We start from the raw sequence: 21,525 nt of genomic DNA, 5'->3' as shown, positions 1-21,525 counted from the left end.
CTCCCTCAGAGTCCGAGGATCAGCGGCTGCCACAGCCGCACGTCCGCGCCCACGCCGTGATGCTTCTGCACCCCGTTCACCGCCCGGGTGACGGTGAACGTCTGCGGACTTGACGCCCCGCTCACCGCGGTGACGGTCATCCGCTCCCCGCCGACGTTGATGTCGAACGGCACATGCGCCGCGTTCGTCGTCCACACCGGGCCCGCAGTGGTGGCCACCGACAGGCTGGTCTGATCGACCCGGCGCAGCGTGTCCATGCCACCGGACAGCGACCCGCGGATCGTCTCCGCCGGCGCGGGGTTCAGGTACACGTCCTGGAATCCGAACGCCGGCGGCGTGATCGACGTGATCGTGAACACGGTCGGCTCCTTGCGCCGGCCGTCCTGCCCGTGCAGCACCACCCGGTTCCCGACAGCGAACAGGGCAGCCTCGGCGGTGGTGAGGATCGCCCGGTCGGGTGCGTCGATGCGCACCTCAACCGACGTGTTCCCCGTGGCCAGCGTCGAGCCGGCCGTGTCCAGCCGGCCCAACGTCGTACTGTCGAGGACGCCCGTCACCCACGGGGAGTACGGCTCGCACACCATCTCCACCCGCCAGCGGCGCGGCCACTCAATCACCTCGGTGTAGCCGGCCAGCATCACGTCCACCGAATCCGGCGTCAGGTGCGTCGGGACGTTGTCCACCGTCACCCGATCGCCGATGTCGCACGCCAGCCATTGGCTGACCACCGACGCGGTGACCCGCGACATGTTGATGGCGATCGTGTCGAACCGCTGCTCCGCCACGGTCCCCCTGCGAACCGCCCACGCCGCCAGCTGCTCCAGCCGCTCGTCGTCGGACGGGTTCAGGGTCAGCGTCGTCTCATACCGGCCCACCGCCGCGATGTGAGCGGCGTCGACGACCCGCGCCTCCGAGCCCAGCGGCCTCCTGACCGTGACGTCGTTGCGCAGCTGCGCGTCGTCGTCGGACGGCTCAAACGGCGGCGCGACGTGCCCCTCGTCGTAGTCCAACACCAGGACCGCCGACTGGTCGACCAGGGCTGCGCGGCGCCGGTACGACACATGCCCGGACCGCAGCTCGTACAGCAGCCCCGCGTCGGTGGCCTCCGCGTCCCGCAGCGTCCCGACCAGCGACCCCGACGGCCGCGGACCCATCGGCTCCGACGTGACCGCGGCGCCGTACACCGGCGCGTACGGCACATCCCGCTCCGCGCACACCGCCTCAATCCGGCGGTGCGCGTGCTCCCCCGGGTAACCGAGCGCGGCCTGCGCCGACTCGCTCCCGACGGGCCGCTCACCCCACATGATCAGATGCCCGACCAGCGGCACGTTGTCCGAGTCGACCGCGTCAGGGTTGATCCGCATCACGTTCGGCACGTGAGCCTGCAGACCGGTGGCGCTGCTCCACCCGACGAACGTCCCGTCGACGTACACGTCGGCGCGCACGTCCGTCCCGCCCGGGTGGATGACATCGACCCGGATGTGGTGCAGCTGGCCCGGTTGCGGGATCACCGCCGTGTTCACCGCCAGCTGGATCGACCCGCCCGACACAGCCGTCCACGCGGCGATCTGGAAGCCCGTCGGCGTGGAGTTGAGATCCCAGCGCGTCAGCGAACCAGGGCACAACCACGACAGGGACCGCACCGTCAACGACGGCACCTTGCCGTGGGACAGCACCACCTCCAGCCGCCAATCCAGGGCGTAATACTCCGGCATCCGGGCGTGCAGATACGCGCCCTTCGGATCCACCATCGTCGACACCCCGGACGTCGACGGGGCCTGCACCCCGAACCGCACCGGCGCCGACGGCAGCATCTGCGGAGCCTGGTCGTCAGCCGACGACGCCTCCGTCGCCGACTCCCCGTCCTCCAGCGGCCAGTAGGCGGTACGCGCCCACGTCTGCGCCATCAGATACCGGTACAGCGGCGACCGGGTGGCTTCGCCGGCGGTGGCGATGCGCCGCAGCACCCCATGCGCCGTGATCGGCACGTAGCGGTTGGTTCCCGACGGATCCCACCGCGACGGCCACCGGTCCACCAGGCCCGTGAAGCGGATCGACGACACGTCGAACGAATCCCAGGAGATGACGACGGTGCCGTTGGTGTTGCCGGTCTCCTCCCGGCTCATCACCCCGACCTGCGTGCCCGCGGTCAGCACCGTGTCGGTTGCCTCGACCAGCCAGCCGGGGTCGAACTCCACCGCGGGCCGCCACGCCGTCGCCCGCAGCCGTTCCCCGGCCAGCTCGAACACGATCCGCCAGCGGGTGCCCGCCGTGTGGACGGGAAGCCCGCTGGCCGAGTCCAAGGGCGCCGACAGGGCGCCACCCTGCCGCCGGTACATGACCAGAGACACGGCCCCGGACGTCGTCACCGTCAGCGCCACGGCGTAGTAGTTGCTGGTGTCCGCCGCTCTGACCACCACCCAGTGGCTGATGGACGCGCCAGTTGGCATCACCGGGCAGGTCACGTCGGCCGTGACCCGGTGACTGTTCAGCCCCGTGTCGATGAGGCTGGCGCGCAGCACGCCCACCGAGCCCAGCGAATGCTTGCCCACCGCGCCGTCGGTGGAGTAGTCGCCGGCGGCACCCCCCGACGTTGTCCACACCTGCCCCGAATCGGCCGGGCCCCACCCGTTGGAGGTGGTGCGGCCGAACAGGTCGCGGGCCTGCCTGATCCGCACCCGCAACGGCGTGTTCTTCTGCAGGCTCGGGTAGTAGGCGCCGATCGCGTTCCTGGGGGTGAATCGGCCGTCCGAGTTGTCCAGCACCAGCGAACACTGCGACGGCACCGTGTCCGCCAGCGGCGACGACTTCCCGCGACTGATGGTGATGCGGCTGCCCTCAGCCACCCGCAGGTAGTCGGAGATATCCGCCCACGAGTGGGTGTTCGGGTCGGCCGCCGGGTTCGCGCCAGGGGCGATTTCCACCACCACGTCCAGCGGATCCGTCGGGAAGCTCACCAGCCACCCCCCAATCCGAGGACGTTCGGGTTGCCGCCACCGTCACGGATCGCACCCACCAGCCAGGCCAGGAACACCCGCTCCAACCCGGACGCGTTACCGGCGTTGATCTGAAGAATCGGCGCGGCCATGGTCACCGGCCCTGACCGGCGCGACACAGCACCAGCCATCACCGGCGCATCTGCACGCCCAGTTGACCCGCCGCTGCGGAGAGCGGACCGAATCCGCTCCACACCGGAGTGCCCGCCCGCCGCGTCGACCTCGGCGGCGGTCAGCACGTGCTCACCGGGGGCGAGCAGCCTCGGCTCGGAGTCGACACCCTTCGGGCCCCGCCCGATGACCGGGCCACCCTCGGACATGCCGGTGGAGTAGCCCTGCCCGGTGTGCGCGCCACCCCCGTACGAGGTGGTCAGCGTGGCCTTGATGTCGATGCGCCGGTCGATCTCGTCGATGCGCGCCTTGAGCCGCTTCGCCGCCTCGATCGCCGCCCCCATGCCCGGCGTGGTGACCTTCGTGCCCCACTGCTTGGGAATCTTCATGATCTTGTCGGCGAGGGCGATCGCCGCGTCCTTGTTGCCCAGGATCGCCGTCAGGTTCTTGATCAGCTGCGTGCGGCCCTGCTCGTAGACGCCCTTCGCCGCGGTCTCCGCCGCCGCCTGACCCTTCGTCGCCAGCGTCTCGTCGTACACCGCCTGCGCCTTGGCGTCGACCGTGCCGATCAGGTTCCGGATCGCCTGGTCATTCGCCCGGCCCTTCGCCGTGTTCAGGTCCAGCGTCGTCCCGTTGGCCTTGATGGAGGCGGTCACCGCGTCGATCGCCGCCTGGTACTGGCTCTCCGCCTCACGCGACGACAGGGCCGCCCCGTTCAGGACGTTGAACGCGGCGCTGAGCCCGCCGGCGGCGGCGATGCCTTCGCGCATGTCGCCGTTGAGGATCTTCTGCCGCTCCGACAGGGCGAACGTCCCACCCGCGGCCAACACCGCCGTGTCCATCACCCCGGTCAGACCACCAGCCAGCCCCCGCGCGGCAGCGTCGGCGTTCTTCTCCTCGACAACCATCCCAGCCAGCAGCGGGATGTTCCCCGACCACACCGCGGCCATCTTTTCCGACAGGCCGTACAACATGGCCGTGCCCTCAAGCAGGTCGGACGTCGCCCGGATGCCGTAGTCGACGACCGTGAACAGCAGCCGCAGCGACCGGGCGCCCTCGTCGGCGTACTCCGACAGGTCCGACAGCGAATCCCCGACCGCGGAGCCGATGTCCCGCATCCCGTCCGCCACGGCGTCGATCACCGGGCCGGCGCTCTCCATCGCCTTGACGATGCCGGGCATGGCGTTGTGGGCGGCGTCCATCAGACCCCGGGTCAGCGGCTCGACGTAGTCCGACGCCGCGCCGAACGCCCGCCGGAAATCCGGCTCCATGTCCAGGGCGCCCTTGCGCACGATCTCGATCGCGTTCAGGGTCTCCGGCACGAACGACACCGAGGCGCGGCCCATCATCGCGCCGACGTCGTCGCCGAGGGACTTGCTGGCTGCCTTCACCCGGGCGTCCCGGGCGGCGAGCTTCAGCCCGCCCACCACACCGCCGAGGCCGACACCACCGACGACCGCACCGGCCACCGCCGTGCCCACCACCACCGCCGCGCCAGCGGCCAGCGGAGCACCGATCGCCAACGCCGCCGGGTTCATCCCAGCCATCGGCGCGCGGGCCAGCAGCGGCCCGAGGCGGGCGACGAACGACATCCCGAACTGGCTGGCCGCTTCGGTGCCGGCCTCACCGAAGTCCGGCAGGAACCCGCGGGTCTTGGTCAGCTTGCGCAGCTCGGTTTGCTGCTTGCGCATCTGCTTCGCCAGGTCGAGGCGCTCGGCGGCGTCGCCGGTGCGGGCGTACGCGACGGCCAGGTCCCGCAGGCTCTTTTCGGCCTGCTCGATCTCCCGGTCAAGCTTGGCCGCGTCGTCGGCGGTGGCGTCCATCCGGTCGCCGAGCTTCTCCACCCCGGCGGCAGCCTTGGCCGCAGCCGGCGACACGGTTTCCTTGCCGAGCAGGTTAATGAGGATGTCGCGCTTGTCCGCCATCACGACCTCCCCTGCACGCCCGGGTGTTGGCGCATCAGCGCCTCTGTCTCATCGACCGGAGCCGGCGCCAGCGGCACCAGGTGCGCCTCGATCTCCCGCAGGGTCATCTCCCGCAGCACCGGCGGCGGGATCGCCACATAGGTGCGGCTGAACTGCGGGCCCACCTCGTCGAGCAGGGCGGCTACGCCTCCGCGCTCTCCGGCGACGGCGAGGAGGTCTGAGCCGGGGGGTCGGCATCAGCGGTGGCCGGCACCGGCTCCCAATCGACCAGCAGCACCAGCGGGGTGAACTTCTCGAACGGCTCGTCGACACCAGCCAGCCGGCGCGCCGTCCACATCGCCGCGAGGTTCCCGTCAGTGAAGTCGAGCCGCGCCCGGTTGAGCATGTCCCGCACGCCCATCCCGATCTGCCGCTCGATCTCCACCAACTCCCGCGCGGGGACGCGCACCAGCGCCGACTCGTCGTACGTGCACCAGCCGTCCCCGTACGTCGCCTGGTCCTGCTCGTCGAGGAAGCGGAACCGCATCGGCGGCAGTAACTGCATGTTCAGCCCTTCAGGATCTTCTCGGCGACCTTGTCGATGACCACGTTCATTTCGCGGCGTACCGCCGGCGCGAGACGGTCGGCGGGGCGGTCGACGAACCCGCGACGCACGCTCTGCGCCACCCACTGGTTCCGCCGACCGAACGTCGGGTGCTTCAGCACGCCGCGGTTGAGGGCGGGAACGTCTCGCCTCTCCCGCCGTCCGTCGCCATACACCCGCCAGGTCGCGCGGGCGACGTGCTTGAAGGCCCGCACGGTGGTGCGGAACTGCAGCGACCGGGACAACACCGGCGCGTAACCGCTGGGCATCGTTCTCGGGACCTCGGCGAGGACGGCGGGCTTGAGCGGTGCAGCTGCCAGCCGCAGGCCAGCCGCCATGCCCTTGCCCAACCCCTCGTTGCCCGTCTCCCTCAGGCGCTCCATGACCTGAAGTAGCTGGGCGCTGCCAGTAACGCGTACGGACATGCCCACCGGTCAGTCCGCCGCTGGCGGTGTCCAGCCGAGCGCCTCCAGCGTCTCCCGGGTGGCGTCCGGGATGACGACCCGGACCTCACCGTCGAACCGCAGATCCTCGACGACGACGACATCCAGCTCAAGCCGGGGGACCTCACCGACGGCCGAGCTGATCTGGAGCGCCCGCACGCCGTTGGAAACGTCATTGCCGTCGAGCACGACCCGGCCGAAGCCCTTACCACCGATTTCGATCTCTGCTCTCATGACCGCGCCCCTCAGGCCGTGTTGCGGGCGATGCCGTCCGGGTCGGACAGCGGCCACGACACCGACCGGGTCGCCAACTCACCCACACCCGAACCGAACGGGCTCAGCTGGTTCACCAGGAACGACCCCACGTACTCCGGGTTCGTGGCCGAGATCGCCGCGGACGTCGGCCGCACCTTGATGACCACCACCGTCTTCCGGGCGGCCCACAGCGTGGCGTCCACCGCACCGGCAGCGAAGTCGTCGTTGAAGTTGATCGTGATCGTGGAATCCTCCAGGCCGGCGATCCGCGACCGGGCGGTGTCGCCCATCGCGGTGTCCTCCAGCGCCTCGAACTCCTGCGGCAGCTGCACCGACGTGACCCAACTCGACATCAGCACGCTGTTGATCTCGACGCGGGCGTCGACGAGCGCGAAAGTACCCATCCCCTACTCCCTGCTACTTGATGCCCGCGACGCAGGCGACGGTGAAAGTCCCGGTGATCGCGGTGACCCGCAGCCGGTACCAGGTGTCAGTGATCGGCCCCGCCACCCGGGTCGCCCACGTCCCGCCCGCCACGGTCAGCGGGCCAAACGTCGCCCGCGTCGTGGCGCTGGCGAAGGTGTTGGCGTCGTCGGACTCCAAGACCGCGGTGATCGTCGTGCCGGGCGTGCCGAAGACGTGCAACGCCGCGTACAGGTGCTCGCCGCTCGCCGCCGCCGGCAACTGCAGGGCGGTGCCCGTCGCGCCGATCGCCGACACGGTGCCCTTCGTCTTCAGCACCAAGCCCCGGACCGCGCCCGGCGACCCGTTGCCCTTGCTCGCCTGCGCGGTGAGGCTGAACGGAGCCAGCTCACCGACCGTGCCGAACCGGTCGTAGTTGAACGTCCTCGCCTGGTAGAAGTAGGCCGGGGAGCCCTCCGCGCCGTCGTGCGAGTGCGTGATCACCTGCGCGGCGGCCCGCAGCGACGCGAACGCCGCCTCCTCCAGTCCACCCGCGGCCGTGTCCCAGAACCCGGCCACCTGCGAGCTGACGTCCTCCAGGCCGGCCTTCCGCGACCGGGCCGTCCGGGTGCCGACCGGGCCCATCGTCGTCGAGTCCAACGCCTCGAACTCGATCGGCATGGTCGTCTGATTCAGGTCGGCGGTCATGTCGTAGCCGCCGAACCACGTCGTGATGTTGTTCGCGGCGAACGTGCCCACGCCGATCAGCCCCGCTTACGGGCCGGCTTCGCCGCGTCCCCGTCGGCCGACTCGTCGCCCGCGTCGGAGGCGGCCGGCTTGGTCTTCTCCTGCGGCAGCACCCGGATCGCACCCGCGTACACCAGCTGCTCGATGCGGGTCTCCTGCGGGTCCAGCTCCACCGTGCCGCCGCGGCGCACCTCGTCGCCCGTGCGCACGTCGGTCACCGGCGCGTCACCGACGACCTCGGCGCGGACGAACTCGTCGCCGTGCTCCTCCAGGTAGTGCTCCCGGCACCAGCGCAGCGGCCGGATGCCCGTACCCACAGCCGGCTGGTAGTCGCCGCGCTCACACATCTTGATGTCCATGCTCACTCTCCTGACGCCATGACGCGGACGGCGAACGTGCCGCCGTAGTAGTTGATGAGGCCCACGTCTTGCAGGCCGTCGGGGTCGAAGCTGTCCACGACCAAGTCGTCGACGAGGCCGCCGAGCGTCTTCACGCTGCGGCCCTCGGTGTCGGTGCCGTCCTCCAGCGCCGCCCGGATCGACCGGTCCCCGGTTGCGCTGGCGTACTGCGCCAGGCGCTGCTGGCCGACCCGGTCGAGCTGCGCGCCGGTCACCAGTGCGATGCGGAAGGTGTAGACGATCAGCCCGCGGCGCATCGCCTCTCGGTACGACGGAACCGGCGGCACCAGCGGAAACGCGGCAGCCTTGTCGGGCGTCGGACTGTCCGGCGCGTAGTCGTACGCGCGAACCCCATCCACGGTGCCCAGGCGGTCCTTCAGCGCCGTCATGATCTGGTCGATCGTCGCGGCCATCCGGTCACCGCCCCACGATGCGGCGCTGGTACGGCAGCAGCTTCTGCTCGGCGAGGCTGTTCATCCGCACGCGCACAGGCCCGAACTCGCCGAACCCGGCCACCCCGAACGGCGCATCACCCAGCTTGAACGACTCCGCCGCGATGATCAGGCACGCTTCACGGACGTTCGCCGGAACCTCCGCCCACCCCCACTGCGCCGTGACCTGCACCGACGCCAGCGGGCCGCACGGGAAGCCGTACGAGCCGACCGCCCGGATCCGGCAGTACGGCCAGCCAGGCCGGCCCGAGACCACCCCGTTCAGCGGCTCCAACTGGTACGCGCCGACCCCCCACGCCGCGTACGTGCCGCCGCCTGACGAGTCCACGCCGACTGCCAGGTCGGTCAGGGTGTGGAAGTCGTCGACCAGCGCGATCGTGCGGGTCTGCGGCCGGAACACCCGCGTTGACGCCACGGTCGCCTTGTTGAACTGGCGGTCGCACCACGTCTCGATCTCCCGGCTCGCCGCCTCCAACGCCTCCGACAGCCGGGCGTCGTCGATCGCGTCCTCGACATCCATCCGGGCCTTCAGCTCCGCGACGGTGGCGTACGGGTCACCGATCGCCATGCGCCCCCCTCGGGATGGGGAACGCCCACCGACTGCACCAGCCGGTGGGCGTTCGACTCAGCTGCCGCTACTGCGCGGCCTTCCCCCGGGTGCGACGCTCGCCCGGCGCGGCCGTGGCCGTCTCCACCGACGCGGACGTCGCACCGGCAGCCCTTTGCGCCGCCTCCTGCGCCGGCTCCAGGAACTGCTCCCGGCCGACCGCACGCGGGTCGCCCTCCTCCAGCAGGTCACCGACCCGCATCGTCACCGGCACCCCGTCGTGGTCGAAGCTGTACGCCTCCCGCACGCGCAGCACCATGTCAGCCCGCCGTCGGGTTGCCCTCGGCGGCCTGCGCCTCGGTCAGCCCCTCGGTGCCGTACAGGGTCTGCGTCTCGCCGCGGTCGCCGCCCTCCCGCAGCCGCTCGTCGGACAGACCGTGCGGACCCGGGCTGAACATGCCCTTGCGCTCGCCGGCGTCCTTCGCGCGGTCCCGGTCGGCCAGCACCCGACGGGTGTGCTCCGTCTGGTGCATCACGTCCGGCCCGTCGACCTGCTGCGGCTTCGCCGGCCACGACTCGACCGGGGGCCGCTGGTCGCCAGTCCGGTTGTCCAGGCGGGCGTCCACGTTCGGCGCGCCCGGCACGGTGATGCGCCGCTCGTGCTCGGTACGCATCTGCTCGGCCACGCCGGCCGTGGGGTCCTGCTTCTGGCCGCTGGTCGCCTCCCGAGCCGACGAGGACCTGGTGGTCGACGTGGCGCTCGGCTTGCTGGTGCTCTTCTCGTCGGTCGCCATGATTGGCGTCACCCTTCTCTCGTTAGGTCAGCGCTGCACGGGTATCTGGCCGGCGCCGCCGAGGATCGCCACCGCGCCGAAGACGCCGCCCGTGGTGGCGCCCGAGGTGGTGGCCGTGACCCGCAGGTAGCGGCGAGGGCCGGTGTAGCCGACCTCGAACAGCCGGTCGTCGTCGGTGGCAGTGATGGTGGGCAGCGAGCCCTGCAGGTGCTCGGCGGGAGCGGCCGACCAGGCCGACCCGTCGTCGGACACCTGCACCGCGATCGCGTGCGACCCGTCGGTGACGGTCCCGGCCAGGACCACCAGCAGCGCGCTGGTGGTGCTGTCGGTACCGCCGGCCGGATCGGTGCGGTCGATGGTGGTGCCGTTGACTGTGCCGTTCAGCCGGGCCGCCACCGCGAGGGCGACCCGGCTGATCAGCTCGTTGTAGAGGACCTGCATGGAGCCTCCTGCTCGTAGCGGGCGAGAAGTTCACGCGCCCAGGCGATCTTGTCCTCGACCCGCTGGCCGGCCGGTTGCCACGAGGACCACAGTTCGAGGTTCTCGGGGCGGTTGTCGGCGCGGTCGCCGTTCTTGTGATGCACCGTCTCGTCGGGAAAGAGCGCCCGGCCGAGAATGTGCTCCATGACCAGGCGGTGCTCCGCATACCGCTCGCCCCGCCGGAGCGTCCGGTAGCGGTAGCCCGAGGCCTTGTCGAGCTGCCCCCCTGGCTGGCCGTCGTGCGCTTCGCGGCGGAGCTGCTCGATGTTCTTCTGCGTTCGCGGTGCCGACCCGAACGGGTCGCCGTATTTCCGCCACCGCTGAAGGTGCGTCGGGCAGTACCCGTGCGCATGAATCGGCTTGCCGCAGTCGGCAGCCCGGCATGACTCGTCGCCGTAACTCGTCGCCCGAGGGCGAACGGAGGCTTCCGGGTCACCGAACCGGCTCCACCTGCTGTAGTGCGTGGAGCACCAGCCCCGAGCCAGCTCCTTCTTGTCACAGCCGTTGATCGCGCACGGCGCGGTGCCCTTACGTCCCATCCGAAAAAGTTTATCATCCGGAACGCATGGGCACCGCTACCGCGCGATGGTCGACTACGTGACGTTCAGAAGCCTAAAGGCACCGTCGTTCACCGAGTCGGCGCCGGTGCGGTAGTAGGCGTACCAGCCGCGTTGGCCCGTCGGGCGCCCGTTGGTGGTGCCGAACAGGTGCGGGATGAACTCGACGGTCATGCCGATCCGGTCGGCGATGACGTAGTTCGAGAAGTCCCCGAACACCGCCATGTAGTTGTCGGCCGCGGCGGTGATGACGCCGTCCATGTCCTCGGCCTCGTAGATCGGCTTGCCGAGCAGGTTCGCCGGCCGGTCGTCGCCGAGCTGCGCCCAGAGGCTGGATCCGCCGGCGGTGTCGAACTGGCGGGCCCGGTTGTAGAAGGCGTTCGTGGCCAGCCACGACGCCCGCGCCCGGTAGCGGGCCGGCAGCGAGCCCTGCACGTTGTACAGGTCGCCGACGGCGAGGGTGTCCGCGCCGGCCGACGCGACCACCGATCCCGTGCCGGTCAGCGCGGTGACGATGCCGGTCGGCTGGCCGACACCGGAGCCGGTGACGAACGCCGCCGCCTCCAGGATCTCCCGACCCTCCGACAGCAGACGGGCCACCTCGGCGGCGCCGTTCGCCATGTCCTGCAGCGCCTCGATCGACACCGGCACGAAACCGGCCGCCTTGTACACCGGGATGCTGGGCTGAGCGAACGTCGGGGCGTCGTCGGAAACCTGCGTGGCCTCCGCGTCCCACGACCAGGCGACCGCACCCGCGGACACGCCGTTCCAGGTGTCGCCGGTCGCGACGACCTGCCGGGCGATCCGGCGGATCTCGTTGAGCGACCCGTTCGCGGTGATGATGACGGTCGGGTCGAGCTGGAAGGGCACCAGGTAGCCGCCGGCCGAGTCGGTCAGGGACATCGCCCGGACCGCCTGCAGCGCCCGCTGCTCGGTGTCGTCCAGCTCGTGCAGCCGGTTGGTGGCCGCCTTCGCGAACGCCCGCAGGTAGGCCGGCGACGACGCGACCAGCGCGAGCCGCGCCAGGGTGGCGTCCTTGTCGTCGAACCGCTCGACGATGGTGGTGGCCGCCTCGCGCACCTTGTCGTTCGCCGACGGCATCTTCTCGATCGCGGACAGCGCGCGGGAGCGCAGCTCCTCGTTCACCGACTCCCGCGAGCGGCCGAAGGTGCGAACCTCCGACAGGTCCCACGGGTTGCGGAACCGGCGGTCCTCGACCGAGTCGGGCTCCAGGATCGCGTCCCGCTCGCCCTGGTCGGCGGAGTTGCCGGGGGCGCCGCGCTGGATGCGGAACCCGCCGATGCCCTGCGACGCGGACCGGACCGCCGCCAGCTCGGCGTCGCGCTCCAGCTTCTTGCGGTGCTTGTCGACGCTCTTGAACTCGTCGCGCAGCTCACCGAAGTACGTCTCGTCCTCGGGGGTCAGCTCGTCGAGTTCGCCGAGGCGCTCCAGCTCGGAAGTGATCTCCTTCAGCCGGTTCACCGACTGCGAGTGAGTCAGGGTGGGGCCGTTGGTCTGGCCCTTGTCGTCCGCCATGGCGGGTCAGTTCCTCTCTTCGATGGAAAGCAGGTAGCCGCGGGCGTGCTGCGCGAACTCCTTGGCGGGGTTCGGCTTGCGCGCCGGCGGCGGGGCGGACGGGTGCTCACCGGACGACGACCGGTCGGCGGGCGGCGCGGCCGGTGCCCCGGCCGGGTGCCCGTCGGGCCGGCCCTGGTCGGCGGGCGGCGCGTCGGTGGAACGGTTGGTGCGCTCGGCAGCGTCCGCCAGGTAGACGGCGCGGGCGAGAGTCCTACGGGTGTCCGGGTCACCCAGGCGACCCAAGTCGATCGTGACCTTGGACCGGACACCGACCGAGGTGTCGTCGTAGGCCGGCCACACCACGGGGCCGACCTCGGACACCTTCACTTCCTTCAGGGTGCGGCGCAGCGGCGCCGTCACCTCGTAACTCAGGGCCGCCGGGTAGAACAGCGCCTTCGACACGTCGTCGGCCTTGATGAGCTTGTTGCTGGCGTCGCGCCACTCCTCGCGCATCACGGAGAACCGGAACGACATGCCGTCGATGGACTCCTCGGCGAGGGCGTCACGGATCGGCTCGATCAGCCAGTTGTCGTGCAGCCGGGCCACCACGTGCAGGCCACGGTCGTCCTCGCCGATCTCCGTGATCTTCCCGATGGGGATGGAGCCGATCAGCGGGTGGTAGCCGTGGTCGAACTGCAGCCGCGGCGTGCGCTCCCGCAAGCTCTTGCGGAACGCGCCCGGCGCGATGACCTCCTCGAACGAGCCCTCCCACGAGTCGATCGTGGTGACGGAGTTGAACACCGCCCCATACCCGTCGAGCGTCAGCCCGTCACCGCCCTCAGCGTCGCCGCCGGCCGCGCGGACCGTGAACGGCGCCTCCCGGCACAGATCCTCGCGATACACCACCTGCTCAGGCATCCGAGCCCCCTCCCGCCGGAAGCTCCGGCTGACTCTGGCTGTTCGGTGGCTGCAACTGGACGCTGAACAAACCCGTGTGCACGAGCAGCCCCGGGTCCTCCGCCTCCACAGCGGCGACCGACGACTCGGGCGTGAAACCCGCGTCCACGTACTGGCGGACCGTCGCCGCCCTCATCTGCTGAATCTGCGCCGCGTCCTTGCGGTCCTCCCGCAGGAACGGCACATCGCGGGCGTCGTACCACAACCGCGTCGCCGGACCGGGCGGCGGCACCAACTGCTCCAGCGAACCGGCCGCGTTCTGCCACAGCGGGTGCATCGTGCCGTCCGCGAACCGGCGCCGCGCCTGCCCATAGTTGCCGGCGTTCAGCGACGAACCGGACAGGCCCTCCGACAGACCGACGATCACCGGGTGCACGCCAGCGGCGGCGGCGATGCGCGTCTCCCCGCGGCCCTGCGTCGTCGCGAACTCGATCTGCTGCAGGTTCGCCCCGACCACCTCGGCGTTCGCCCCCGCCGCCAGGTACAGCGTCCGGCCGGCGTTGGCGATCCCGGCGTGGTTGGACTCCATCATGTCGACGATCGCGTCGAACTCCTGCTGGTTCGCGGCGGTGATCCCCGAGACCACCATGTTCGGCGTCGCGCCGTTCTCAAAGAACTGCCGCTTGTGCCGGGTCATCACCCCGTCGGCCTGCACCTCACGCACCACCGGCGTCAACCAGGACATGCCCCGGTACGTGGCCAGCGGGTCAGGGATCGGCGCGAAGTGCGCCACCTCATCCGGCAGCAGCGCCACCGGGTCGTTACCCGAGTGCGCGCCACCCTCGGTGTACCGGTAGCCGAACTTCGTCCACCCGAGCTGCCCGCCACGCACCCGCCGCGGCGCCAGGATGATGTCCACCCAGTCCGGCCGCAGCCGCACCAACTCACCCTCGACGTTCGCCCAGTAGCTGTTCCCGGCCAGGTCCGCGTCGAGGATCATCTGCGTCAGCAGATCCTGCGTCGTGCCACCCGACCACGGGCGCTCCAGCAGCTCCAGATCGGCGCCGCCGAACATCGTCGACGGTCGGCCCCTGTTGAACCCCTGGTACTGGAAGCGGATCGCCGAGAAGACGAGCATCCGCACCGACATGCAGGCGAACACGATGCCGTTCGCGGCGTACGCCTGCGCGGCGTAGCCCTCCAGGCTGTTCGGGATCTGCTCGGCCTTCTGCCCGCCGAGGGTCTGTTGCACCCCGCCGAGTCCGCCGAGGCCCATCTGGTAGGCGTTGCCCTGGTAGTAGAACTCGTTCAGGGCGCCGAAGTAGTCGTCGATCGTGGAGATCGACCGACGCGGCTGACGGGTCGACGCGTAGGCCGCGTTGACGCGCTCCAGTGCCGTGGAGGCCATGGGCTACCGCCCGGGCCGGCTCGCCGGCGGCGACACGGTCGGCGGCCTCGGCCGCACGTCCCGGTAGCCGACCCGCACCGCCACGAACGTCCATACCACCGCGGTCACCATCCAGCCAGCCGTCCGGCCGATGAACATCAGCACCACGGCGACCAGCGCGGCGAGTGCCCGACCGACATTGACCTGCCGCGCCTCGTCGGTGATCCGCTCCACGGGAGCGCGCTCGAAGATGCCCTCCAGGGTTGTCATCCCGGCCTCCTCCCTATCGCCATGAGCCGAAGAACGGTTGGGCCTTCTGTCGATGCACCCGCGGGGTGCTGTGGCCGAACAGGGCGAGGGACACCGCGGCCAGCGGGGTCACGTCCACGGCCAGGTCCCGGCGGGCCCACGCCCACGACCCGCCCACATCCCGCTTCACCGCGCCGCGCACCGCGTCCGTCAGCTCGGGCTGGCCGATGTGCCGCACGTCCCGACCCGCCACGTCCGGGCCGCTGATGCCGTCGTAGAGCAGCTGACAGCCGGTCACCACATCCGGGGCCGTCGCCCGATGCACCACCAGGCCAGCCTCTTCGGCCTCGTCGGCCAGCGCCTTGTCGTCGATGACCAGCACCGACGGGCTGTGCTTCTCCAGCTCCTTCAGCCGCGGCACGACCCACCGAGTACCGGGCCTGTAGTCGAGGACCTGGCCGTTGCCGGCCACCTCCACATGCCGCCCCCCGCCAGCGGCGGCACCAGCCAGGCCAATCGCCGCGTACGACCGGTCAGGGGGCACGTACACCGCGACGGCGGGCTGGCCCTCCATCTGCGACCCAACGTTCTGGGCGGCCATCCACGCTGGCTGGCCGATGACCTGCCACCCGGCATCCTCGTCACCGGCGTACGGGAGCCACATGCCGAGCCTCTCCGGGGCGAAGCCCTCCCGCAGCCGAGACAGCTCGTCCTCGCAGAACTCCTCACTGATGCGGATGCCCAGCCCCGGGTTCGCCCGGTACCACAACTCCCGGTCCTGGTAGCTCTCCAACCGGGCCTTCAGCGAGACGGTCGGATCGACGTCGCCCAGCCCCCAGTCGAAGTAGGCAAGCCGGGCCTTGCCGGCCTCGCCGTCCTTGCGGATGCCGTACACCCACGCAGCCGGATCCTCCGGCGGCGTGCCCAGGTACCAGATTTGCGGGTTGCCGTGGATCGACTTGGCGCTCATCGTGGAGAACAGCGCCTTCATCTGAAGCAGGGTCAACTCCTGCGCCTCATCGAGGATGATGCAGTCGCCGGAGAAGCCTCGGCCGGAGCCCTTGCTGCGAGCGATGAACTTGAGCCGCTGGCCGGTGGTCAGCTCGACGCCCTGCTCACCGCTGCCTTCCCAGTACCGCTTGACCAGCCGGTCGAAGTCGGGAGCGGACTGAATCAGCTCACGGATCCGCAGGAAGCCCTCCTGCGCGGTCTTGTACTCGTGGGCGCTCCACAGGATGCGCTTCTCACCGAGCAGGAACAGACCAGCGAGGACCCGCGCTTCGATGAGCGCGCCCTTGCCGTTCTGGCGGGGCACCCAGCACGCAACCTCACGGGCCGCCCACTTGCCGTCTGGCCGTTCACCCATGCCGTGATCGAGGACGTACCGCTGCCACGGATCCAACACCAGGCCGGCAGCCTCGGACAGGTCGGCGATGTCGGGGCCGGAGCTGAGCCCCGCCGGCGGGTAGGTGCTAACCCGCGGGGTTTGCGAGCCTCGTCGCACGTCGAGCAGCGAGCTGGTCAAGGATGCTGCCTCCCGTCGCGGGCTTCGCGGCGCCGCCGCCCGCGCGCAGTTCCCCGGCGAGCTGCTTCAGCGCCAACTGCTGCTGGCGGCCCTCCGACAACAACTTGTCGACGACCACCGTGATCCCACCGGCGTCGTCGGTCTCCAACGTCAGCCAGGCACGGTCGCGGCCGTTGACGATCGCGTCGAGCCGGTCGAGGCGGTCGACGAGCCGGCACGCCTCTTCCAGGACGACCCGGCGTGCGCCAGTCAGGGAGTCGCCCCCCTCCTCCTCCCACAGCCGCGCACCGCGGGCCCCCAACCGCCGCGGCTTCCCAGACTCACGTGACTGTGACGTGACGGGAGCCGTGCCGTCACAGCGCGACGGGTCGCAGAGCGAGTGGTCGCCCTTGCGGTGCCTGCGAGATCGGCGGGCACGCTCGGCGTCAGTCGCCCCCATCGGTGCCCCCTCCAAATCTGTCGCACACAGAAACGCCTGACGGAAGGCGAAGGGTCATACGAGGTCACTCTGCGTCGTGGGGGTGCCCCCCTACCCTCACCACCTGTCACCAGGCGCGAGAGTTGACCGCGATGCGCTTCACCTTGCGCTTCGTCGTGCGCTTGGTGCGTCGCTGCTGTCCGAGCTGTTGTCCAGCTCGACAGTTGCATGAGGCATGGGCCAGGCGGCGGGTGCCACCACCACCTAGGGCGAGGGGTGGGTAGTGGTCGTAGTGCAGCTTCATGCCCGGTGTCATGGGCTGGTGGCAGAACGGGCAAGGCAGGCTGCCTGCCTGGGCTAGGTGGGCGAGGGCTTGAGCCCTGGCCTGCTGGTGTTCCCAGCCGTAGCCCCGCTGGCTGGTGGTGCGCCCCCTGGTCATGACACCCCCCAGGTTGCGATCCCCCTGGTGCTGCTTCCTCGCGCCCTGATCTGCCTCGTGTTGATGCGTGCCACGGTGGCCGCGTGTGTGGTTGGGGCAGCGTGGGCGAGGGCAGTACGCAGGTTCAGCTCGGCCAGTGGTAGACGCAGCCGACGGTCAGCCCGCCCACGATGACGGCGAGCAGCAGGCCGATGAGGATCCGCGGGACACGCACCGTTCACCCCCCGGACATGCCGAAGCCCCGCCGTCCTGGGGAGGATGTGGCGGGGCTTCGATGGCTAAGGTCAAACCTACCTGACATGGTGTTCTGCCATCGTGACGGTGTCAAGTTGACGCGCTGCCGTCACGCCATGTTGCGGAGCTTCTGGTGGATGGACTGCTGGAACGCCGCCCGTCGGGTGCGGCCGTGGATCAGCGCCTGCTCGTCCAGTTCCAGCACATCGCGCATCACCTCGGTGTCCCCGCCCACGGTCACCTCGACGGTCAGACGGCCGCGCAGTAGACCACGCAGCAGGTCCCGCAGGCCCACCCGGACGGTGTGCCGGACGAACGGGTCGGCGATCCGCACCCGGAACGCCACGGCCTGGCCGTCAATCGTGGAGGTGACCCAGTAGCGCGGGCCGGTCTGTTCGGAGTCGTAGGTCGCGCGGACGGAGGGGCGGAGGTCGCTCATGCTGCCACCTGCGCCCACAGCTTCTCGGCGTGCCCACGCAGCTCGTTCAGGTCGTACAACGTCCGCCCCTTGCCGTCCTGGCCCGCGCGGTTGACCTTCCCGTCGTACGCCCACTTCCGCAGCATCGCCGGCGTCACCTCCCGGCCCCACCGCATCGACAGGTCCGCCGACGCCAGGTACGCGTCCACCAGCGCGGCGGCCTCACCCACCAGCTCCCGCTGCCACCACTCGACCGTCTCCTCCGTGCCGCACCCCGAGCACAGGATCAGCTGCGAGTCCCCGTAGACGTACAGCCGCGTCCCGCACACCTCCTGGGTTCCCGGGCTGAACGGCACGGTGGTCAGCACGGTCACCAGCAGCGGGCAGTCACCGATGTACAGCCGGTCCGTGCCCGCCGGATACGCCAACCTGCGCGTGCGCGGATCACCCGCCACGTCCCGCAGATCCCGCGCGTGCTCGTCAGCGGCAGGGTGCGCAGCCAGCCACACGTGGTGGCGCTCGACGTAGGCGGCCATGGCGGGCACGTCGTCCGCAGGCTGTCCGATGCCCCGCTCTTCGAGGACCAGCCGGCACAGCGACACCAGCGTGGAGCGGATCGCCTGCCGCGCCTCCATCACCTCGTCGTCCGGCACCGGAGCACCCGAGCTGGACCCGGCGACCCGCTCACCACCCCGGCCCCGCCGGATCAGGGTCAGCGCCAAGTCCTCGTGCAGCACGGCGGCGGTGCGGGCGTCCTCGGCCATGCGCCGGACGTCCACCTCGCACAGCCGCAGCCCGTCCGCCGCGGGGCGGGGCAGGCAGCCACGGCAGACGTCGGGGTTCGGGCAGTCGGCGATGTGCTGGTGCGGGATGCCGCAGTGATCGGCGATGCAGAGCAGGCTCACAGGTCCCCCCGGGAGTAGGCTGGCCGGTGCGATGTGGGCGCCTACCAGGGCGTCGGGGTGGGCCAGGAGGCTTCGCGGGCTTCCTGGCCCACCGTCGTCTCAGGGGGTCGGTGCCAGCACGGGCTCGTGCTCGTCTGCGTCCAGCCCGCAGCGGGCGCAGCACCAGTCGCCTGCGGGGGGCTCGGGCACGAACTCGTGCGGGCTGAGCTTGCAGCTGTCGCACAGGTCGACGCCGTCCCGGCACCACCACTCGAATCCGTCACGCGCCTCTTCCCGGGCGTACTCCGGGTCCGGGTAGTGCGGGGTGTAGTCGTGGTCGATGGTGGCGTCACACGGCTTTCCGTCGCCGCTGATGCCGTCGCAGTGGACGGTGTAGCAGGTCTGGGTCTTGATGCTCACGGTGCTGCTCCTTTCGGTGGGGCCGCTCAACGCGGCGCGGTGGTGGCCTGGGCTCGGGCGGCGTCTCAGCCGGTCGTGACGCGGCAGACGACGAGGAACGCCTCCGGGTCGTGCTGGCCGCGGCAGTTGCGGCAGCGCGGGGCTTCCTTGCCGCAGCGGGTGCACCACCAGCCGGAGTGCTCGTGCTCCTCCCAGCGGTGGAAGCCGAACAGGCAGCGCAGGGGCTTCAGGTGCTTCACGGCGGTCTCCTTCAGCGGTTGGCTCGGGCGGCGGACAGCACTGACATCAGCGCGTACGACGGGTGGTTGTCCGGGTTGAGCTGCGACCGGTCGTAGCCCTCGGTGGTGGTGGGGTTGGCGTGGCCGACGGCGTACTGGACTTGGCGGAGGTCTTTGCCGGCGGCGAGGTTGAGGGTGACGTAGGTGGCGCGGGTGACGTGGGGGCTGATCTGCCGGGCCACCTCGGGCGGCAGGACGTCGCGGGCGAGGCGTTGGAGGGTGAGGGTGACCCGGTTGGCGCCGACTCTGCGGCCGGTGGAGGTGGCGAGCAGGGGCCGTCGGGGGCGTGCTCCGGCGTGGAGGGTGGGCAGGTTGGTGGCGTCGTCGCGGGTGGCGCGGTAGGCGTCGATGCGCTGCCAGGTGGGCGGGGTGATCAGGGCTTTGCGGCGTTTGCGGCCCTTGCCCATGACGTGGAGGATGCGGTGCCCGGCGTCGAGGTCGAGGTCTTCCAGGTCGGCTGACACCAGTTCGCCGACGCGGATGCCGGTGGTGATGAGCAGCCACACCATGGCGGCGGTGCGGGGGGTGTCGTTGTCGGCGGCGTCCAACAGGGCGACGGCCTGCTCCGCGGACAGGGCCGACGTGGGCTTCGGGTTGGGCTGGGGTCGCTGGTTGCGGGTGAGCTTGGCCGGGTTGCGGCGGAACGCGACGTCCTGGGTTTCCAGCCACTCGTAGAGGCTGCGGACGGCGCTGAGGCGGTTGGCGCGGGTGCCTTCGGTGTAGCCCTGGGTGTCGCGCATGTGGGCGTCCCAGAGCTGGCCGTGGGCGGGGACGGCGTTGAACGGGTCGACGTTGTTGGCGGTGCACCAGTCGAGCCAGGCCTGGATGGCGTAGCGGTAGGTGCGGCGGGTGTTGGGGCCCCAGGTGGTGAGGAAGGCGGCGGCGTACCGGGCGAGCTGGTCGCCCGGTGCCGTCACGGCGACGAGAGCGGTCACCGGCGGGCCTCCTCGGCCGGACCGGCGGGCACCAGGACGACAACGGTCGCCCCGGGGCCGTAGTTGTCGGCCAGCGCGCGGGCGTCGTCCTCGTCGTCAGCGAGGTCGACGCCGGCTTCCCAGTGCGGCGGGAAGGCGGGGTAACGCACAGCCCACTGGACGTCCTGCTGCCCGCTCACGCCGCGCCGCCGATCAGCTCGCTCTGCGCGAGCCGGGTGCGCAGCGCCTGGTCGTGGTAGGACGCCTTGAGGTCGATGCCGACGTATCGGCGGCCGAGACGTAGCGCCGCCTGCCCGGTGGTGCCCGATCCGCTGAACGGGTCGAGGACCGTGCCGCCGGGCTTGCAGCCGATGCGGATGCAACGCTCGGGCAGGGCGAGCGGGTAGGAGGCGGTGTGATCGCCGGCGCCGGAGCTGGCCGGCAGCCGCCACACGTCACCGTCGTCACCGTCGAGCGCGGCCCGGTCAAACCAGTAGCGGGGCGACTTCGAGAACAGGTACAGCGGCTCCCACTTGGACGCGAGCCGGTCCGCGGCCGGGTCCGGCGCGGCGAACGTCTTCGCCCAGACGACCTTGCTGCGCAGCAGCCACCCGTCGTCGATCATCGCCATGGCGATCCGCTCGGGCAGCATCATCAGCGACTTCTCCGGTACGGCCCGGCCGGCGATGACGTTTTCGTTGGACATGCGGGCGCGGCCGGCGGCGCGGGACTCCCGCCACGAGGGGCGGGCCCCGCGGGCGCCGTGCAGGCCTTCCTGGTGGGAGGACCGTCGGACGGCTTTGCGCTGGGAGTGGGCGTCGCCCAGGTTGAGCCACAGGGTGCCGTCGGCGGCGAGAACGCGGCGGGCTTCGGCCATGACGGCGGCGAGGGTGTCGATGTACTGCTGCGGGGTGGCCTCCAGCCCGTACTGCCCGGCCTCGCCGTAGTCGCGCATCCAGAAGTAGGGCGGCGAGGTGACCACGCAGTCGACGGATCCGGTCGGCAGCTCGCGCAGGGTGGCGAGACAGTCACCGTGGTGCAGGGTCACCGCCTCGTCGGCGTAGTACGGGGCCGTCATCTCGATCTCCAATCGGGGGGTGTTAATGAGAGTTATCGGTCTGTCTGGGTGGTCGGTCGGCCCCAGCTGGTGCAGCCGCTCTTGTGCTTCTGCCCGTCGTCGAGGTGCCCGGCGGGTAGCTCGCAGACCAGTGGGTCGCCGGGCACGGGCAGGACGGCGAGGCAGAGGGTCGCGGC

At 70.8% G+C, this 21,525-nt stretch carries 28 protein-coding genes; all 28 read right to left on the bottom strand.

All coding sequences use genetic code 11. The features are described from left to right. Nucleotides 1-5: 5 nt before the first annotated feature. On the bottom strand, nt 6-2,957 hold the full coding sequence (locus ACTMTB_RS01705) for a hypothetical protein (protein WP_441142176.1): 2,952 nt from the start codon (nt 2,955-2,957) through the stop codon (nt 6-8). Further along, on the bottom strand, nt 2,954-5,032 hold the full coding sequence (locus ACTMTB_RS01700; protein WP_441142175.1) for a hypothetical protein: 2,079 nt from the start codon (nt 5,030-5,032) through the stop codon (nt 2,954-2,956). Before ACTMTB_RS01700 ends, ACTMTB_RS01705 begins: the two co-directional genes overlap by 4 nt. Then, a complete protein-coding gene (locus ACTMTB_RS01695; protein ID WP_441142174.1) occupies nt 5,032-5,196 on the bottom strand; it encodes a hypothetical protein in 165 nt (54 codons plus the stop codon). Before ACTMTB_RS01695 ends, ACTMTB_RS01700 begins: the two co-directional genes overlap by 1 nt. 17 nt (nt 5,197-5,213) lie before the next feature. Continuing rightward, nucleotides 5,214-5,576 (bottom strand): hypothetical protein, encoded by a 363-nt coding sequence (locus ACTMTB_RS01690; protein WP_441142173.1) that lies wholly within the window; start codon nt 5,574-5,576, stop codon nt 5,214-5,216. Nucleotides 5,577-5,578: 2 nt separating this feature from the next. Continuing rightward, nucleotides 5,579-5,998 (bottom strand): hypothetical protein, encoded by a 420-nt coding sequence (locus ACTMTB_RS01685; RefSeq protein ID WP_441142172.1) that lies wholly within the window; start codon nt 5,996-5,998, stop codon nt 5,579-5,581. A 51-nt stretch (nt 5,999-6,049) separates the two neighbouring features. Then, nucleotides 6,050-6,292, bottom strand: coding sequence for a hypothetical protein (locus ACTMTB_RS01680; protein ID WP_441142171.1), 243 nt, complete (start codon nt 6,290-6,292; stop codon nt 6,050-6,052). Nucleotides 6,293-6,303: 11 nt separating this feature from the next. Continuing rightward, nucleotides 6,304-6,717 (bottom strand): radical SAM protein, encoded by a 414-nt coding sequence (locus ACTMTB_RS01675; RefSeq protein WP_441142170.1) that lies wholly within the window; start codon nt 6,715-6,717, stop codon nt 6,304-6,306. A 13-nt stretch (nt 6,718-6,730) separates the two neighbouring features. Continuing rightward, nucleotides 6,731-7,474: a hypothetical protein gene (locus tag ACTMTB_RS01670; RefSeq protein ID WP_441142169.1), complete on the bottom strand. Its 744-nt coding sequence runs from the start codon at nt 7,472-7,474 to the stop codon at nt 6,731-6,733. Between the two features lie 5 nt (nt 7,475-7,479). Further along, nucleotides 7,480-7,821: a hypothetical protein gene (locus ACTMTB_RS01665; protein WP_441142168.1), complete on the bottom strand. Its 342-nt coding sequence runs from the start codon at nt 7,819-7,821 to the stop codon at nt 7,480-7,482. Nucleotides 7,822-7,823: 2 nt separating this feature from the next. Continuing rightward, nucleotides 7,824-8,273: a hypothetical protein gene (locus ACTMTB_RS01660; protein ID WP_441142167.1), complete on the bottom strand. Its 450-nt coding sequence runs from the start codon at nt 8,271-8,273 to the stop codon at nt 7,824-7,826. 4 nt (nt 8,274-8,277) lie between these two features. After that, on the bottom strand, nt 8,278-8,880 hold the full coding sequence (locus ACTMTB_RS01655; protein ID WP_441142166.1) for a head-tail connector protein: 603 nt from the start codon (nt 8,878-8,880) through the stop codon (nt 8,278-8,280). Between the two features lie 67 nt (nt 8,881-8,947). Next, nucleotides 8,948-9,166 carry a hypothetical protein gene (locus tag ACTMTB_RS01650; protein WP_441142165.1) on the bottom strand — a complete coding sequence of 73 codons (219 nt, stop codon included), beginning with the start codon at nt 9,164-9,166 and terminating at the stop codon, nt 8,948-8,950. 13 nt (nt 9,167-9,179) lie between these two features. Further along, nucleotides 9,180-9,653, bottom strand: coding sequence for a hypothetical protein (locus ACTMTB_RS01645; protein ID WP_441142164.1), 474 nt, complete (start codon nt 9,651-9,653; stop codon nt 9,180-9,182). A 27-nt stretch (nt 9,654-9,680) separates the two neighbouring features. Then, nucleotides 9,681-10,094, bottom strand: a complete 414-nt coding sequence (locus ACTMTB_RS01640) for a hypothetical protein (RefSeq protein WP_441142163.1) — start codon at nt 10,092-10,094, stop codon at nt 9,681-9,683. After that, complete coding sequence (locus ACTMTB_RS01635; RefSeq protein WP_441142162.1) at nt 10,070-10,672, bottom strand: HNH endonuclease; 603 nt, start codon at nt 10,670-10,672, stop codon at nt 10,070-10,072. Before ACTMTB_RS01635 ends, ACTMTB_RS01640 begins: the two co-directional genes overlap by 25 nt. Nucleotides 10,673-10,726: 54 nt before the next feature. Further along, nucleotides 10,727-12,226, bottom strand: coding sequence for a phage major capsid protein (locus ACTMTB_RS01630; protein ID WP_441142161.1), 1,500 nt, complete (start codon nt 12,224-12,226; stop codon nt 10,727-10,729). Nucleotides 12,227-12,232: 6 nt separating this feature from the next. After that, a complete protein-coding gene (locus tag ACTMTB_RS01625) occupies nt 12,233-13,126 on the bottom strand; it encodes an HK97 family phage prohead protease (RefSeq protein WP_441142160.1) in 894 nt (297 codons plus the stop codon). Further along, nucleotides 13,119-14,513 carry a phage portal protein gene (locus ACTMTB_RS01620; protein ID WP_441142159.1) on the bottom strand — a complete coding sequence of 465 codons (1,395 nt, stop codon included), beginning with the start codon at nt 14,511-14,513 and terminating at the stop codon, nt 13,119-13,121. Before ACTMTB_RS01620 ends, ACTMTB_RS01625 begins: the two co-directional genes overlap by 8 nt. A 3-nt stretch (nt 14,514-14,516) precedes the next feature. Beyond that, nucleotides 14,517-14,762 carry a hypothetical protein gene (locus ACTMTB_RS01615; RefSeq protein WP_441142158.1) on the bottom strand — a complete coding sequence of 82 codons (246 nt, stop codon included), beginning with the start codon at nt 14,760-14,762 and terminating at the stop codon, nt 14,517-14,519. Nucleotides 14,763-14,775: 13 nt separating this feature from the next. Next, a complete protein-coding gene (locus tag ACTMTB_RS01610) occupies nt 14,776-16,266 on the bottom strand; it encodes a hypothetical protein (protein ID WP_441142157.1) in 1,491 nt (496 codons plus the stop codon). Further along, nucleotides 16,214-16,567, bottom strand: a complete 354-nt coding sequence (locus ACTMTB_RS01605; RefSeq protein WP_441142156.1) for a hypothetical protein — start codon at nt 16,565-16,567, stop codon at nt 16,214-16,216. Before ACTMTB_RS01605 ends, ACTMTB_RS01610 begins: the two co-directional genes overlap by 53 nt. Before the next feature lie 899 nt (nt 16,568-17,466). Then, the gene (locus tag ACTMTB_RS01600) at nt 17,467-17,796 is read right to left on the bottom strand and encodes a hypothetical protein (protein ID WP_441142155.1); all 330 of its coding nucleotides are present in this window, start codon (nt 17,794-17,796) and stop codon (nt 17,467-17,469) included. Further along, nucleotides 17,793-18,680: a hypothetical protein gene (locus tag ACTMTB_RS01595; protein WP_441142154.1), complete on the bottom strand. Its 888-nt coding sequence runs from the start codon at nt 18,678-18,680 to the stop codon at nt 17,793-17,795. The genes ACTMTB_RS01600 and ACTMTB_RS01595 overlap by 4 nt, the downstream gene beginning before the upstream one ends. Before the next feature lie 99 nt (nt 18,681-18,779). Beyond that, the gene (locus ACTMTB_RS01590) at nt 18,780-19,079 is read right to left on the bottom strand and encodes a hypothetical protein (RefSeq protein WP_441142153.1); all 300 of its coding nucleotides are present in this window, start codon (nt 19,077-19,079) and stop codon (nt 18,780-18,782) included. Nucleotides 19,080-19,144: 65 nt separating this feature from the next. Continuing rightward, the gene (locus ACTMTB_RS01585) at nt 19,145-19,318 is read right to left on the bottom strand and encodes a hypothetical protein (protein WP_441142152.1); all 174 of its coding nucleotides are present in this window, start codon (nt 19,316-19,318) and stop codon (nt 19,145-19,147) included. A gap of 11 nt (nt 19,319-19,329) precedes the next feature. Continuing rightward, the gene (locus ACTMTB_RS01580; protein ID WP_441142151.1) at nt 19,330-20,292 is read right to left on the bottom strand and encodes a tyrosine-type recombinase/integrase; all 963 of its coding nucleotides are present in this window, start codon (nt 20,290-20,292) and stop codon (nt 19,330-19,332) included. Beyond that, the gene (locus ACTMTB_RS01575) at nt 20,289-20,471 is read right to left on the bottom strand and encodes a hypothetical protein (RefSeq protein ID WP_441142150.1); all 183 of its coding nucleotides are present in this window, start codon (nt 20,469-20,471) and stop codon (nt 20,289-20,291) included. Before ACTMTB_RS01575 ends, ACTMTB_RS01580 begins: the two co-directional genes overlap by 4 nt. Further along, complete coding sequence (locus ACTMTB_RS01570) at nt 20,468-21,349, bottom strand: DNA-methyltransferase (protein WP_441142149.1); 882 nt, start codon at nt 21,347-21,349, stop codon at nt 20,468-20,470. Before ACTMTB_RS01570 ends, ACTMTB_RS01575 begins: the two co-directional genes overlap by 4 nt. Nucleotides 21,350-21,525 lie beyond the last annotated feature (176 nt).

Source organism: Micromonospora sp. L32 (genome assembly GCF_052068055.1).
Taxonomy (GTDB): domain Bacteria; phylum Actinomycetota; class Actinomycetes; order Mycobacteriales; family Micromonosporaceae; genus Micromonospora; species Micromonospora purpureochromogenes.
The sequence above is the reverse complement of the archived record's forward strand: the minus strand, read 5'-3'. Positions and strand labels throughout refer to the sequence as shown.